This is a genomic window from Streptomyces sp. NPDC091412 (genome assembly GCF_044756885.1).
In the GTDB taxonomy this organism is placed as follows: Bacteria; Actinomycetota; Actinomycetes; order Streptomycetales; family Streptomycetaceae; genus Streptomyces.
In genome coordinates, this window is record NZ_JBIVTV010000018.1 from 87,078 (window position 1) to 101,417 (window position 14,340).

Annotated in this window: 13 protein-coding genes; 4 read left to right on the top strand and 9 right to left on the bottom strand. The window is 72.6% G+C overall.

What is annotated here, in order from left to right; translation table 11 throughout:
* Positions 1 to 3: 3 nt before the first annotated feature.
* From ACIQMV_RS31505 to ACIQMV_RS31525, 5 genes are read right to left on the bottom strand one after another with little or no spacing between them, the layout of a single operon-like run.
* Positions 4 to 939: a 3,4-dihydroxyphenylacetate 2,3-dioxygenase gene (locus tag ACIQMV_RS31505; protein ID WP_402596625.1), complete on the bottom strand. Its 936-nt coding sequence runs from the start codon at positions 937 to 939 to the stop codon at positions 4 to 6.
* Positions 932 to 2,398, bottom strand: a complete 1,467-nt coding sequence (locus ACIQMV_RS31510) for an aldehyde dehydrogenase (protein WP_402596626.1) — start codon at positions 2,396 to 2,398, stop codon at positions 932 to 934. The genes ACIQMV_RS31505 and ACIQMV_RS31510 overlap by 8 nt, the downstream gene beginning before the upstream one ends.
* Before the next feature lie 34 nt (positions 2,399 to 2,432).
* A complete protein-coding gene (locus ACIQMV_RS31515) occupies positions 2,433 to 3,239 on the bottom strand; it encodes an acetoacetate decarboxylase family protein (RefSeq protein WP_141363833.1) in 807 nt (268 codons plus the stop codon).
* A 12-nt stretch (positions 3,240 to 3,251) separates the two neighbouring features.
* Complete coding sequence (locus ACIQMV_RS31520; RefSeq protein ID WP_402596627.1) at positions 3,252 to 4,460, bottom strand: NAD(P)/FAD-dependent oxidoreductase; 1,209 nt, start codon at positions 4,458 to 4,460, stop codon at positions 3,252 to 3,254.
* Positions 4,461 to 4,463: 3 nt separating this feature from the next.
* Positions 4,464 to 4,652: a ferredoxin gene (locus ACIQMV_RS31525; RefSeq protein WP_141363829.1), complete on the bottom strand. Its 189-nt coding sequence runs from the start codon at positions 4,650 to 4,652 to the stop codon at positions 4,464 to 4,466.
* Between the two features lie 344 nt (positions 4,653 to 4,996).
* Here ACIQMV_RS31525 and ACIQMV_RS31530 point away from each other — a divergent pair, with 344 nt between their 5' ends.
* Both ACIQMV_RS31530 and ACIQMV_RS31535 read left to right on the top strand, forming a co-directional pair.
* Entirely contained in the window at positions 4,997 to 6,352 is a 1,356-nt protein-coding gene (locus ACIQMV_RS31530) for a glutamine synthetase family protein (protein WP_402596628.1), read from the top strand.
* 94 nt (positions 6,353 to 6,446) lie between these two features.
* Positions 6,447 to 7,733: a cytochrome P450 gene (locus ACIQMV_RS31535; protein WP_402596629.1), complete on the top strand. Its 1,287-nt coding sequence runs from the start codon at positions 6,447 to 6,449 to the stop codon at positions 7,731 to 7,733.
* 38 nt (positions 7,734 to 7,771) lie between these two features.
* Here ACIQMV_RS31535 and ACIQMV_RS31540 read toward each other — a convergent pair whose 3' ends face one another.
* Positions 7,772 to 10,282 carry an ATP-dependent Clp protease ATP-binding subunit gene (locus ACIQMV_RS31540; RefSeq protein WP_402596630.1) on the bottom strand — a complete coding sequence of 837 codons (2,511 nt, stop codon included), beginning with the start codon at positions 10,280 to 10,282 and terminating at the stop codon, positions 7,772 to 7,774.
* A gap of 167 nt (positions 10,283 to 10,449) precedes the next feature.
* Here ACIQMV_RS31540 and ACIQMV_RS31545 point away from each other — a divergent pair, with 167 nt between their 5' ends.
* A complete protein-coding gene (locus tag ACIQMV_RS31545) occupies positions 10,450 to 11,187 on the top strand; it encodes a maleylpyruvate isomerase family mycothiol-dependent enzyme (protein WP_402596631.1) in 738 nt (245 codons plus the stop codon).
* Positions 11,188 to 11,240: 53 nt separating this feature from the next.
* Positions 11,241 to 11,525, top strand: coding sequence for a DUF6332 family protein (locus tag ACIQMV_RS31550; RefSeq protein WP_141363821.1), 285 nt, complete (start codon positions 11,241 to 11,243; stop codon positions 11,523 to 11,525).
* On the opposite strand, the gene ACIQMV_RS31555 is transcribed toward ACIQMV_RS31550, so the two are convergent.
* The 3 genes from ACIQMV_RS31555 to ACIQMV_RS31565 form a co-directional block, all read right to left on the bottom strand.
* On the bottom strand, positions 11,486 to 12,151 hold the full coding sequence (locus ACIQMV_RS31555) for a response regulator transcription factor (RefSeq protein WP_141363819.1): 666 nt from the start codon (positions 12,149 to 12,151) through the stop codon (positions 11,486 to 11,488). The genes ACIQMV_RS31550 and ACIQMV_RS31555 overlap by 40 nt on opposite strands.
* Positions 12,148 to 13,383 (bottom strand): sensor histidine kinase, encoded by a 1,236-nt coding sequence (locus ACIQMV_RS31560; protein ID WP_402596632.1) that lies wholly within the window; start codon positions 13,381 to 13,383, stop codon positions 12,148 to 12,150. Before ACIQMV_RS31560 ends, ACIQMV_RS31555 begins: the two co-directional genes overlap by 4 nt.
* A gap of 113 nt (positions 13,384 to 13,496) precedes the next feature.
* Positions 13,497 to 14,195, bottom strand: coding sequence for a TetR/AcrR family transcriptional regulator (locus ACIQMV_RS31565; protein WP_402596633.1), 699 nt, complete (start codon positions 14,193 to 14,195; stop codon positions 13,497 to 13,499).
* Positions 14,196 to 14,340 lie beyond the last annotated feature (145 nt).

Genomic DNA, 14,340 nt, shown 5'->3' on the forward strand with positions numbered 1-14,340 from the left:
TTTCTAGGCGGTCGGGTGCGGGGCGGTGGACGTGGGCAGACCGCTGCCGGTCCAGCCCTCGGCCGGGCGGTCGAACCACAGGTGGACCTGGCCGGTGCCGATGGAGTTCTCGTACTCGCCGTACTGGCGGGCCCTGGCGACGCAGGCCCGCTCGCCGAGCGCGCCGGCCATCATCAGGTAGTGGAAGAACTTCGCCTCGGGCTTGTACCTCCAGAACTCGTCCATGGTGTCGAGGACCCTGTCGTGGCGGCCCTCCTTGAACCAGGCGATGCGCTCGTGGTCCGCCTCGCGGGCCTCGGGCGTGAAGATGTGGGCCGGGTCGCTGGCCTCGTGGTCGCGCAGCTCGCGCAGCGGCCAGAAGGTGTGCGACAGGGCACCGGAGGCGATGAGCAGGACCCGGCGGCCGGGGGTGGCGGCGATGCCGTCGGCGAGGGCGCGGCCGAGGCGCAGGTGGTCCTCCATGTCGCCGGTCTGGCAGACACCGATGGTCACCCACCGCTTGTCGGGCAGTCCCTCGCCGAGGAACTTCCACAGGTTGATGGTGGCGTAGTAGATCGGCAGGTACTCGTCGTCGATCGCCGTGATCCAGGTGCCGTGCTTGTCGGCGAACGAAGCGATGTTTCGCGCGAGTTCGGGGTCGCCGGGGAAGTCGAAGGGCATCCGGCACATGCCGCGCGGCAGCTCCTCGGAGGTGAACAGGCCCGCGCGCCGGTGCTGGGCGGTGACGACGAACTCGACGGTGGTCGCCCAGTGGGAGTCCAGGACCACCACAGTGTCGTATGCGTGGGCGTCATCACGTGCGAAGACGTCCTCGCGCAGCTGCTGAAGGCCGGTGACGAGGGTGATCTCCTTGCCCTCGTTCAGCTCCAGCCGCGTCTCTTTCGGCAGTACGACGGTGGGGACGTGGGCGAGCAGCCCCGCCCCGACGATCTCACCCATGGTCCTTCCATCCCTCCGGGGCGGTGACGGTGTTCTTCAGGTCGCAGTAGAAGTCGAAGCTCCAGGTGCCGCCCTCCCGGCCGACGCCGGAGTGGCGGGAGCCGCCGAAGGGGGCCTGGAGGTCGCGGACGAAGAAGCAGTTGACCCAGACGGTGCCGGCGACGAGCCGCGCGGTGACGCGTTCGGCGCGCTCGTGGTCGCCGGTGGTGAGGGTGGCGGCCAGGCCGAAGCGGGTGTCGTTGGCGAGGCGGACGGCCTCTTCCTCGGTGCCGAAGGTCTGGAGGGTCAGCACGGGGCCGAAGACCTCCTCCTGCACGATCTCCGAGTCCTGGGCGACGTCGGTCAGCAGCGTCGGTGCGTAGAACCGGTCGTCCTTCCGGTGGCCGCCGATGACGGCCCGGGCCCCGGCCGCGAGCGCCCGCCGCACGAAGCCGTCGATCTTCTCCAGCTGGCGGGGGTGGATATTGGGGCCGATGTCGGTGGCCTCGTCGCGCGGGTCGCCCTGCACCAGCCGGGAGGCCTTCTCCCTGAAGCGACGGGTGAACTCCTCGGCGATCGACTCCTCCACCAGCAGCCGGGTGCCCGCCAGGCAGACCTGGCCGGCGTTGTCGTACTGCTCCACCGCGAGGTCCACGGCGAGGTCGAGGTCGGCGTCGGCGAACACCAGCAGCGGGGACTTGCCGCCGAGTTCGAGGCTGAGCGGGGTGAGGTTCGCGGCGGCCGACGCGGAGATGCGCCTGGCCGTCGGGACAGAGCCTGTGAAGCTGATCCGGCGCACGTCCGGATGCGAGGTGAGCGCGTCGCCGATCTCCGAGCCGAGGCCCTGGACGACGTTGAGGACGCCGGCCGGGAGCCCGGCCTCGGCGGCGATGTCGGCGAGCAGCGAGGCGGTCAGCGGGGACCACTCGGCGGGCTTCAGGATCACCGTGTTGCCGGCGGCGAGGGCCGGGGCGACCTTCCAGGTGGCCAGCATCAGCGGCGCGTTCCACGGCGTGATCAGCACGCAGGGGCCGGCCGGGTCCCAGCTGACGTGGTTGGTGTGGCCGCGAGTCTCGAAGTCCTCGTGGCCGAGCTGGAGCAGCCAGTCGGCGAAGAAGCGGAAGTTGTGCGCGACGCGCGGCATGACACCGCGGCGGTGGGAGCGCAGCAGGGCACCGTTGTCGGTGGTCTCGACGATCGCGAGTTCTTCGAGCCGCTTCTCCACGCCGTCGGCGATGGCGTGCAGGAGGCGGGCGCGTTCGGCGGGCGGGGTGGCGGCCCAGGCGGGGAAGGCGGCCTTGGCGGCGGCCACGGCCGCGGCGGCCTCGCTCGCGGTACCGCGGGAGATCTCGCCGAGCGCGGCGCCGTCGATGGGCGAGACGTCGGTGAAGGTGCCCGCGGAGGCGACGCGTTCGCCGCCGATCCAGTGCCGGGTGTCGACGGCGACTGAGGCGACGGTGATGGTGTGGGTGTCGGTCATGTCCGGTCTCCAGGGTGTCTCGTCTGCGGGTGCGTCACTCGGCTCCGGACGTGCCGGACTCCAGCAGGCGGCCGCCGTCCCACACCACGCCGACCTGGCGGTAGTACGCGGCGATGGGCTCGCGCACCTCCAGCCGGGCCAGTTCCTCGGTGGGCGCCTCGAACAGCTCCAGATCGGCTTCGCCGACCCACGGCTGCCCGCCCTCGAAGGAGGCGGCGCCGGACTCGATCAGCTCGTCCAGGGCGAGGCCCTTGCCCTTCTCGACGGACGGCAGCCAGCGGTGGTGGGCCATGGGGTGGCCGTTGACGAAGCCGTTGGTGTCGGACGGCTCGCGCAGGGTGACCACGGCCTGGGCGATACGGCGGTCGGCGGCGGCGAGCGTCGCGCCGAAGCGGGCGCCCGCCTCGATCCGCGGGGCCGGCCCGTAGGGGTGCGGGCGGGTCTGGTGGATGGAGCCGAACTTCTTCGGGTAGCCCTGGTGCAGCCCACGGGCGATGGCGAAGTCCTTGTCGACCCAGATGTGGACGCACCGCGTGTACGTCTGCCCGCGGTACGTGCAGCGGACGACGGCGAAGGCCTCCTTGTACTGGGCTCGCACCGGGTCGAGCAGCTCTTCGCCGGAAGCGGCGCAGGACTGCCAGTCGGCCCAGATCAGCGCCACGGCGCCGGGGTCGTCGTCGGCGAGTTCCAGCGGCTCGGGCAGCAGTTCGCGCACGCGTGCCGGGTCGGTGCGGTACTCGACGGTGAGCAGGTCGCCGGAGTAGTGCCACGGCGGGGAGGGGATCAGCGACGAGGCGCCCGTCGCCGTCTTGGGGTGGAAGAATCCGCGGACGGTGGTCATGGCAGGCGTTCCTTACGCGGTGAGGGCGGGCAGCTTGAGCAGTTCCGCGCGGTGGCGGGCGGCGGCGGCCGCCGCAGCCTGACCGCCGAGGGCGACGACGCCGACGAGGCGGCCGCCGGTGTGGTAGCCGGCGAGCACGTCCCCCTCCGGGTCGCCGTCGAGGATCCGTACGTCGCCGAGGCCGAGCCCGGGCGCGCCGAAGGACTGGAGGCGGAAGTCGTGCTGGTCGCTCCAGAAGGTGGGCAGCGGCGCGAACGCGTCGAGGCCGGCGTCGGTGCCGTCGAGGCGGGCGGCGAGCACGCGGGCGGCGTGCTTGGCGGTGTCGGTGGGGATCGACCAGTGCTCGACGCGGCGGGGTACGCCGTCGTAGCGGGCGTTGGGGAAACGGGCGACGTCGCCGACCGCCACCACCTCGGGGCGTGAACCGACGCGCAGGTGCTCGTCGGTGAGCACCCCGTCGGTGAGGTCGAGGCCGTTGCCGTCGAGCCACTCGGTGTTGGCGACCGATCCGACCGACTCCACCACGACGTCCGCGGGGAGCACGGTCCCGTCGCCGAGCAGCACGCCGGTGACCTGGTCCGAGCCCTCGAAGCCGGCCACACCGGTGCCGAGCGCGAAGCGCACTCCGCGTTCCTCGTGCCGTTTCAGCAGGGCCCCGGCGAGCAGTTCGCCGAGCGGTGCGGCCATGGGCAGGGGCAGCGGGTCCACGACGGTCACCTCGGCGGCGCCGAGGGCGACGGCGGTGGCGGCGACCTCGCAGCCGATGAAGCCCGCGCCCACCACGACCACCCGGGCGCCCGGGCGGGTCAGGGCCGCGCGCAGCTCGCGGGCGTCGTCGATCGTTCGGACGGTGTGCCGTCCGCGCAGGGGTCCGGGGCAGCGCAGGCGGCGGGGCCGCATCCCGGTGGCGACGACGAGTCCGGAGTAGGAGAGGGTCTCGCCGTCGTCGAGTTCGACGAGGCGGCGGTCGAGGTCGGCGGCGACGACCCTGGTGCCCAGGCGCCATTCGGCGTCGGCGACCGCGGCACGGGGCCTGAAGGCCAGCGACTCGAAGGCCGCCTTGCCGGCCAGGACCTCCTTGGACAGCGGCGGCCGGTTGTAGGGCATGTGGGGTTCCTCGCCGACCAGGGTGATCGGGCCGGGGTATCCGGCGGCCCGTAGCTGTTCGGCGGCACGCAGACCGGCCATGGAGGCGCCGGCCACGACGACGGGTGCGCGCACGGCTCAGTCCTCGATCCGGATGGCCTGGAGCGGGCAGACGTCGGCGGCCTCCTCGACCTCGTCGCGCAGCGCGTCGTCGGGGTCTCCGACGTAGGCCAGACGGCCGGTGTCGTCGAAGCTGAAGACGTCGGGGGCGGCGAAGACACACTGACCGTGGTCCTGGCACTTGTTCATGTCGACGACGACCTTCATGGCCGGTCCTCCTGGTGCTGAGGGCGTCGGGCGGGGGAGCTGGGAGGGAATGGGGCCCGGACCGGATGCGGCCGGGCCCCGGCCAACGGGGTGGGTGACACCGCACCCCGAACTCGTTTGGCGTCAAACAACATAGGAAGCGGCCGGACCCTGGTCAATAGCTATCCGGATGGATAAATTTTTGCGGCCAACCTCTTGCGGCGAGGTGACGGGGGTCCATACCGTTTGGCACCAAACGTTGAGCGGCCCCTGCTCCTCCCCGCAGTGCGGCGCCGCCCCTCTTCCCCTCTCCCAGCGCCCACTCCGGCCTGGGAAGCGCCCCACATTCCCCAGAGGAGACTCCGGTGAGCGCATCCGACTCCCCATCCGTCCGCCGGCACCGGGACCGGCTCGCCGCCGAGGGCGTCGACGTGGTCCGGGTGACCTACCCCGACCTCATCGGCACCGACCGCGCCCGGGACGTCCTGCTGGAGCACCTGCCCTCGGCCTGCGACCACGGACTGGCCTTCTGCCGCGCCGTCTACCACACCAGCCCGCAGGGCGACGTCGTCCCAGTCGCCGGCGGGCTGGACGCGGGGCTGCCCGACATCTGCGTACGACCGGATCTCGACACCCTCGTGTCCCTGCCCTGGGAACCCGGCGTGGCGAGCTGCCTGGGCGACGTCACCGACCCGGCCACCGGGCTGCCCGCCCCCGAGTCACCCCGCGACCTGCTCCGCGCCGTCCTCGACCGCTGCCGCGCGCACGGACTGCACCCGGTGATCGGCCCCGAGCTGGAGTACTTCCTGTGCGAGCCCGCGCCCGGCTCCCCGCGCGGCTGGCGCCGCTACAGCGAGGCCCGGGGCGTCGTCTACACCGCGGGCTTGCGCGCCGACGACGACAACCACCTGCTGCGCACCCTGCGCCTGCTGCGCGCCGCCGACCTCGGCGTGAGCAGCGGAAACCACGAGTTCGACGGGGGCCAGTTCGAGATCAACCTCACCCACTCGGAGGCGCTGTCGGCCGCCGACCGGGCCTTCCGCTTCAAGTCGGCGGTCAAGGAGCTGGCCCGCAAGGAGGGGCGCCTGGCCACCTTCATGGCCAAGCCGTTCAACGACGCGGGAGGCTCCGGCTTCCATCTGCACCTGTCCTGCGAGGACGACGACGGCGGCAACGTCTTCGACGACCCGGCGGCGCCGTACGGCCTGTCCGCGAGCGCCCGGCACGCCGTCGCCGGCATCCTCGCCCACGCGCCCGCGCTCGCCGCGCTGGCCAATCCGACGGTCAACTCCTACAAGCGTTTCGGCCCGGACACCCTCGCCCCCTGGCTGATCGACTGGGGCCTCGACAACCGCAGCGCCATGGTCCGCATCCCGCCCGAGCGGGGCGCCGGCTCCCGGCTCGAACTGCGCCTGGGCGACGCCGGCGCCAACCCCTACCTGCTCATCGCCGGGACCGTGGCCGCCGCCCTGCTCGGCGTCCTGGCCGGCGAGGAACCGCCCGCCCCGCTGGACGGATACGGCTACGACACCGACCGGTCCGCCATGCTCCCGGCCACCCTGTCCGCCGCGCTGGACGCCCTGGAGGCGGACACCGCGCTGACCGACGTCCTCGGCAAGGACTTCACCGCCTCCTACCTCACCTACAAGCGCGACGAGGTCGAACGCTTCGGACGGCACGTCACCGACTGGGAGTTCACCGAGTACGCCTACCACCTCTGACCGAGCCCGCCCCGCCCGTGGCACCGGGCCGCCCCGCCCCCTGACGCCGGACCCCGCCGGCACCGAGCCCCGTGACGCCGAGGAGACACCGCCCATGACCACCCCGACCCCGTCCGACGCCGTCCGCGAGCCTCTGCCGCTGGCCGACGTGAACCTCGCCGACCTGGACCACTTCACCGACGGAGTCACCCCCTGGCGCATGTTCCACACCCTGCGCCACGAGGACCCGGTGCACTGGCAGCCCGAGGAGGCGCCCAACTCGGGCTTCTGGAGCGTGACCCGGCACGCGGACATCGCCCGCGTCGACCGCGACGCCGACACCTTCACCTCCACCCGGTTCGTCAACCTGGAGGAGGTCGACGACGACCAGATCAAGAAGCGCGCCTCCATCCTCGAACTCGACGGGGTCCGCCACCGCGCACTGCGCAGCCTGATCCAGCGCCAGTTCGGCGCGAACGTGATCAACAGCTACGGCGACTTCCTGCGCGGCCTGACCGCGACCACCCTGGACGCGGCCCTGGCCAAGGGCACCTTCGACTTCGTCAAGGACGTCTCCGCGGACTTCCCCATCAACGTGCTGGCCCGGCTGCTCGACGTGCCCCCGGAGGACAACCAGCAGCTCATCGACTGGGGCAACCGCATCATCGGCAACACCGACCCGGACTACGCCGACGTGCTCCTGCACAGCGAGGAGAGCGAGAAGTACCGCGACCTGCCCTTCCGCTCCCCCGCCTCCCTGGAGGTCTTCGACTACGGCCGGGAGCTGGCCCGGCAGCGACGCGGCGGCGACGGCACCGACCTGGTCTCCCGGCTGGTCAACGGCACCCCGCGGGACGGGGTCCCGCTCTCGGCGCAGGACTTCGACAACTACTTCCTGCTGCTGGTGGTGGCGGGCAACGAGACGACCCGCCACACCATCAGCCACTCCATGCTGGCCCTGCTCCAGCACCCCGAGCAGCTGGCCCGCCTCCAGGAGGACCCCTCGCTGATCCCCACCGCGGTCGAGGAATTCCTGCGCTGGGCCTCGCCCGTGTACCACTTCCGCCGCACCGCCACCCGCGACACCGAACTCGGCGGCAAGCGGATCAAGGAGGGCGACAAGGTGGTCATGTGGTTCGCCTCCGGCAACCGTGACGAGGAGGTCTTCGGCAACCCGTACGACTTCGACGTCACCCGGCGGAACAACGACCACGTCACCTTCGGCAAGGGCAGCCCGCACCTGTGCCTGGGCAACCTCCTGGCCCGCACCGAGATCCGGATCATGTTCGAGGAGCTCGTCCCGCGCCTGGCCGGCATCCGTCTGGCAGGGGACGTGCCCCGGGTCCGCTCCAACTTCGTCAACGGCATCAAGAGGCTGCCGGTGGAGGTGACCCTCGCCTGACGGGCGCAGGCGGCCCCGCCCCACGGCAGCCTGCCTCATCAGGTCATCCGGCCGGGGACCTCCGGGTGTTCGACCCGGCAGACCAGGGCGTCCTTCTCGACGTCCGCCACGATCGTGTCACCGGGGTCGGCCGAGTCGCTCAGCAGCAGGGAGGCGATGCGGTTGTCGAGTTCGGCCTGGATGGTGCGGCGCAGCGGACGGGCGCCGAACTCGGGCTGGTGGCCGTGGGCGACCAGCAGCCGCTTCGCGGCGTCGGTGACCTCCAGCTCCAGGCCCTGGGCGCGCACCCGCCGGCGGCTGTGGTCCAGCAACAGGTCCAGGATCCGGTCGAGGTCCTCCTTGCTCAGGCCGTGGAAGATGATGATGTCGTCGATGCGGTTGAGGAACTCGGGCAGGAACCTTCCGCGCAGGTCCTCCATCAGCTGGTCCTTGATGGCGGCGACGTTCCCGTGGTGGGCGAGGATCCGCTGGGCGCCGATGTTGGAGGTCATGATGACCACGGTGTTGCGGAAGTCGACGGTACGGCCCTGGGCGTCGGTGAGCCGGCCGTCGTCGAGGACCTGCAGCAGGGTGTTGAAGACGTCCGGGTGGGCCTTCTCCACCTCGTCGAAGAGCAGCACGCTGTAGGGCTGGCGGCGCACCTTCTCGGTGAGCTGGCCGGCCTCCTCGTGGCCGACGTAGCCGGGCGGGGCCCCGACGAGCCGGGAGACGGTGTGCTTCTCCTGGAACTCGCTCATGTCGAAGCGGACCATCCGGTTCTCGTCGCCGAACAGCAACTCGGCGAGCGCCTTGGCCAGTTCCGTCTTGCCGACCCCGGTGGGGCCGAGGAACAGGAAGGAGCCCACGGGCCGGTTCGGGTCGCCCATGCCGGCGCGGCTGCGACGCACCGCCTGCGCGATCGCGGTGACGGCCTCGTCCTGGCCGACGACCCGGGAGTGCAGCGCCTCCTCCAGCTTCAGCAGCCGCGCCTTCTCGCTCTCGGTCAGCTGGGAGACGGGGATGCCGGTGCGCCGGGACAGCACGTCGGCGATGTCGTCGACGGTCACCTCCAGCACGCCCTCGCGGCGCTCGGCCAGGCCCTCCAGCTCCGTCTCCACCTCGGCGATCCGGTCCTTGAGCCCGGAGGCCCGTTCGAAATCCTCGGCGGCGATGGCCTGGTCCTTCTCACGGCGCAGCTTGGCCAGCCGGTCCTCGCGCTCGACGACCTCGGTGGACCGTCCCAGGGACCGCAGGCGCACCCGGGCGCCTGCCTGGTCGATCAGGTCGATGGCCTTGTCGGGCAGGAACCGGTCGGTGACGTAGCGGTCCGACAGCTCCGCCGCGGCGACGAGGGCGTCGTCGCTGTAGCGGATCTGGTGGTGGGCCTCGTAGGAGTCGCGCAGACCCTCCAGGATCTGCACGGTCTCCTCGACGGTCGGCTCGGGCACCATGACGGGCTGGAAGCGGCGCTCCAGGGCGGCGTCCTTCTCCACGTACCGCCGGTACTCGTCGAGGGTGGTGGCTCCGACGACGTGCAGCTCACCGCGGGCGAGGGCCGGTTTGAGGATGTTGCCCGCGTCCATGGAGCCCTCGCCGGTGGCTCCGGCGCCGACGACGGTGTGCAGTTCGTCCAGGAACAGGATCGTCGACTCGGAGGCCGCCTTGACCTCGTCGATGACGTTCTTCAGCCGCTCCTCGAACTGGCCCCGGTACTGGGCGCCCGCCACCAGTCCGGTGAGGTCCAGGGCGACCACCCGCTTGTTCTCCAGGGTCTTCGGCACGTCCCCGTTGACGATCCGCTGGGCCAGCCCCTCGACGATGGCGGTCTTGCCGACGCCCGGCTCACCGATCAGGACGGGGTTGTTCTTCGTGCGGCGGGAGAGGACCTCGACGGTCTGCTCGATCTCCATGGCCCGCCCCACCACCGGGTCCAGCTTCGCGGCCCTGGCCTCCTCGGTCAGGTCGCGCCCGTACTGGTCAAGGGTGGGGGTGTCGCTCGGGGGCTCGGCCCCGCCGGGCGCGGTGTCGGGGCGGGACGCCGTGTCGGCGCTGCGGCGCAGCTGGTCCGACTCGATGCCGTGGGCGCTCAGGGCACGCGCCGCCGCGGCGCCCGGGGTGTCCAGCAGCGCGCCGAGGATGTGCTCGGGACCGATGTACGACACTCCGGCCGCGCGGGAGTGCTCGTAGGCGCGCAGCAGCACCCGCTTGGCCGCCGGGGTCAGGCCGGGCTGCGCGGAGGGAGTGCCGCTCTCGCCGGGCAGCGCCTCGGCGAGGGCCGCTCCGAGCCGGTCCGGGTCGGCCCCGGCCTGGGCGAGCAGGCCGCGGGCCGGCTCCACCTGGGTGCACGCCCAGAGCAGGTGCTCGGTGTCCAGGTCGGAGCTGCCGTCCTCGGCCGCCCGCCCGGTGGCCTGGTTGATCAGCTCGCGCGCGGAGTCGGTCAGCAGCCGCCCGATCGGCACCCGCTGCACCTGCGGGGGCGCCGCGCCCGGCGTCATGCCGAAGAAGCGGTTGAGGATCTCGGAGAACGGGTCCGGGCCGCCGAAGGAGGCGCCGAAGGGGGACATCGTCATGATCGCCGTCCGGAACGTGGGCAATGAGTCACCTTCCAGCCCAACCCGCCGAATGGAGTACCGCAACGCGGCCTACGCCGGTCCGGTGCCGGAGGCGGCTCTCCCCCGAGCCGGACCGCGTCCGGCAGCTCTCCCCGGAACCGGGCCGCATCCGGCAGACTCCCGGCATGGAGACCGCCGCGCACCTTCACGCACTGGACCGCCACGGCACTCTGCTGGCGGCCGCCGCCGAGCAGGCGGGGCCCGACGCCGCGGTGCCGGCCTGCCCGGGGTGGCGGGTACGGGACCTGCTGCGGCACACGGGCGTGGTGCACCGGTGGGCCGCCGGCATCGTCGCCGACGCCCGCACGTCACCGCGCCCGATGGGCGATCCGCCGGACCTGGACGGCGCCGCGCTGGTGGCCTGGTACCGGGCCGGTCACCGCCTGCTCGTCGAGACGCTGACCACGGCGCCCGCCGACGTGGAGTGCTGGACGTTCCACCCGGCGCCGTCCCCGTCCCCGCTGACTTTCTGGACCCGGCGGCAGGCACACGAGACGGCGGTCCACCGCCACGATGCCGAGGCCGCGCGCGGCGGCACCCCGGACCCGCTCGGCACGGCCTTCGCCGTGGACGGCATCGACGAGCTGCTGGGCGGCTTCCACGCCCGCACCCGCAGCCGGGTCCGCAGCCGCGAACCGCGGGTCCTGCGGGTGCGCGCCACGGACGCGGACGCGGTGTGGACCGTGCGGCTGTCCGGCGGGCCACCGGTCACCACCCGGACCGCGTCCACCGCCTGCGACACCGAACTATCGGGCCCCGCCGACCAGTTGTACCTCGCCCTGTGGAACCGCGTCCCGATGCCGAACGTGACGGGAGACCACTCCCTCGCCACGCTGTGGCGGGAGACGTCGGGCATCGTCTGATGCCTCGCCGCGCCGCTCTTGCCCGCCGGGTACACGGCTGTTCGACTCCCGCCATGAAGGCTCACGGGGGACGGCGGAGTCAGGCCGAGCGGGACGCGATGACCATCGAGATCGGGTACGCGCTGTGCAGCGCGGCGTTCGCGGCCGCGGTGGTGTTCGGGGCCGTGGCCGGCCCGGTGCTGCTGTTCGACCTGCCGCGTGGCGTCTCCACGGTGCTCCTCGGGGCGGGCCTGGTGCTCGCGCCGGTCGTCTTCACGGTCCGGGTCGTCAGCACGCTGGTGCGTTTCCGGCAGGCGTCTCAGCCCAGCCAGCCCGGTCGCACCAGGCCCGACTCGTAGGCCAGGACGACCAGTTGGGCGCGGTCCCGGGCGCCGAGCTTCACCATGGTGCGGCTGACGTGGGTCTTGGCGGTGAGGGGGCTGACGACCAGCCGGCGGGCGATCTCCTCGTTGGACAGGCCGATGCCGACCAGGGCCATCACCTCGCGTTCGCGTTCGGTGAGCTGCGCGAGGGCGTCGGCGGCCGCCGGTTCCTTGGAGCGGGCGGCGAACTCGGCGATCAGGCGCCGCGTCACTCCGGGGGACAGCAGGGCGTCGCCGCCGACCACCGCCCGTACCGCGCGCAGGAGTTCGTCGGGTTCGGTGTCCTTGACCAGGAAGCCGGAGGCGCCCGAGCGGATCGCCTCGAAGACGTACTCGTCGAGTTCGAAGGTCGTGAGCATGACCACCTTGACGTCCTTCAGCCGCGGCTCGCCGGTGATGCGGCGGGTCGCGGCCAGTCCGTCGAGCAGCGGCATGCGGATGTCCATGAGCACCACGTCGGGGCTCAGGTCGCGCACCTTGCGCAGGGCCTCCTCCCCGTCCGCGGCCTCCCCGGCGACCTCGATGTCCGGCTGGGCGTCGAGCAGCGCCTTGAAGCCGGCCCGCACCAGCGACTGGTCGTCGGCCAGCAGTACCCGGATCACCGGTTCTCCTCCTCGGTCGTCAGGGGCAGTACGGCGAGCACCCGCCAGCCGCCGTCGGGGCGCGCTCCCGCGTCGATGGTGCCACCGAGGGCGGCGGCCCGCTCACGCATCCCGGCCAGGCCGTTGCCGCTGCCGCCGGCGTCCGCCCCGGTCGCGGGCCCGTCGTCGTCGATGCGCAGCCGCAGCGCGCGGCGGTCGTGGTCGAGACGTACGCGTGCGTGCCGCGACCCCGAGTGGCGTACGACGTTGGTGAGCGCCTCCTGGACGATGCGGAAGGCGGCGAGGTCCGTGCCGGGCGGCAGCCGGGGCGGCGCCCCCTGGACCTCGACGGTGAGGCCGGCCGTCGCCGCCTGGTCCACCAGCTCGGGCAGCCGGCCGAGGCCGGGCGCCGGGGCGCGCGGGGCGTCGCCGGGGGTACGCAGGGTGTCCAGCACCTGACGCACCTCCCCCAGCGCCTCCTTGCTGGCGGCCTTGATGGTGGTCAGCGCCGTGCGCGCCTGCTCCGGGTCGGTGTCGAGCAGGGCGAGGCCGACGCCCGCCTGGACGTTGATGACGGAGATGCTGTGCGCGAGGACGTCGTGCAGTTCCCGGGCGATCCGCAGCCGTTCCTCGTCGGCCCGGCGCCGGGCGGCCTGGGCGCGCTCGGCGCGTTCCTTGGCCCACTGCTCGCGGCGGACACGGGCCAGTTCCGAGACCGCGACGAGGGCCACCACCCAGGTGGCGACGGCCAGTTCCTGCCCCCAGGAGGCGGCGGTGTCGCCGGGCGGCGGCAGCCGGCGGTACAGCCAGAGCGCGATCAGCGCGTGCCCGGCCCACAGCATGCCCACCGACGCCCACGCGGCCCTGCGGTGCCCGGTGACGACGGCGCTGAAGCAGCTGACGGCGACGGCCAGGAAGACGGGGCCGTACGGGTATCCGGCGGCGTAGTAGGCGAGGGTGGTCGCCGCCGTGCCGAACGCCACGAACGCCGGATACCGCTTGCGCCACAGCAGCAGTCCCAGGGTCACGAGCAGCAGCGCGAACCCGAAGGCGTCCAGGGGCTCCCGGTGGCCGTGCTGGTTGCGGGCCGAGAAGTGCGTGCCGACGAGCACGAAGGCGGTGAACAGCGCGGTGGAGAGCCAGGGCCAGTGACGGCGGCCGGACGCCTCCTCCTCGTCGGCACGATGCCACCACGAGGGGCCGTGCCGCCACCACTGCGGCGGGCCGCCCCGGCGTACGCGCTGCTCCGTCATGACCGCCACGCTAGACGGCCGACGCCACCGGGGGCGTCAGCCGAGCGAGGTGATCACACGTACTTCCCGGGGAGTACGCGCCCTCGCGGGTGCGCGGCCGGTGGCGGCGGTGGTCAGGTTCCCAGGCCGATCCCGTGCGCGAGCCGGACCACCGCGTGCCGGAAGAACGGCTCGCGGTCCTCCACCACCCGGTTGAACTGTCCGAACAGCTCGAACCCGACCAGCCCGAAGAGCTGCGCCCAGGCGGCGACGAGGGCGGCCCCCACCTCGGGCGGCAGACCGGGCGCGAGGTCCGCGGTCATCCGCTCGGCCTCGCCCCGCAGCTCGGCGGGGAGCGGCGGCACGGTCAACCCGTGCCGCTCGTGGGCCTCGCGCACGATGCCGATGAGGACCAGACCGACACGGGCCGCGGCCGGGACGGTGGTCATCGGGGCGGTGTAGCCGGGCACGGGGGAACCGTAGATGAGGGCGTACTCGTGCGGGTGAGCGAGCGCCCAACCGCGCACCGCCTCGCACACGGCGGTCCAGCGCGCCAGGGGCTCGGCGCCGGACGCGTCCGCGTTCGCGGCCTCCGCGGCCTCCGCGGCCTCGCCCACGGAGTCGTAGGCGTCGATGATGAGCGCGGTCAGCAGGTCGTCACGGCTCGGGAAGTACCGGTACAGCGCGGAGGAGACCATACCGAGTTCGCGGGCCACGGCACGCAGCGAGAGTTTCGCGGCGCCCTCGGCCGCGAGCTGTCTGCGGGCCTCGTCCTTGATCGCCGCGGTGATCTCCGTCCTGGCCCGGGCGCGGGCTCCCTGTGCGGTGCTCATACGGACCAGTGTTCCATGAACTCAGAGCACTGCACACAAAAAAGAGCAGTGCTCTTGCTTTGGATCACCGATCCACCCCACACTGTTCATCGAGCGAGAGCACTGCTCTCCCGAACCCGTGGGGGTCATCGTGTCGTCTTCTTCC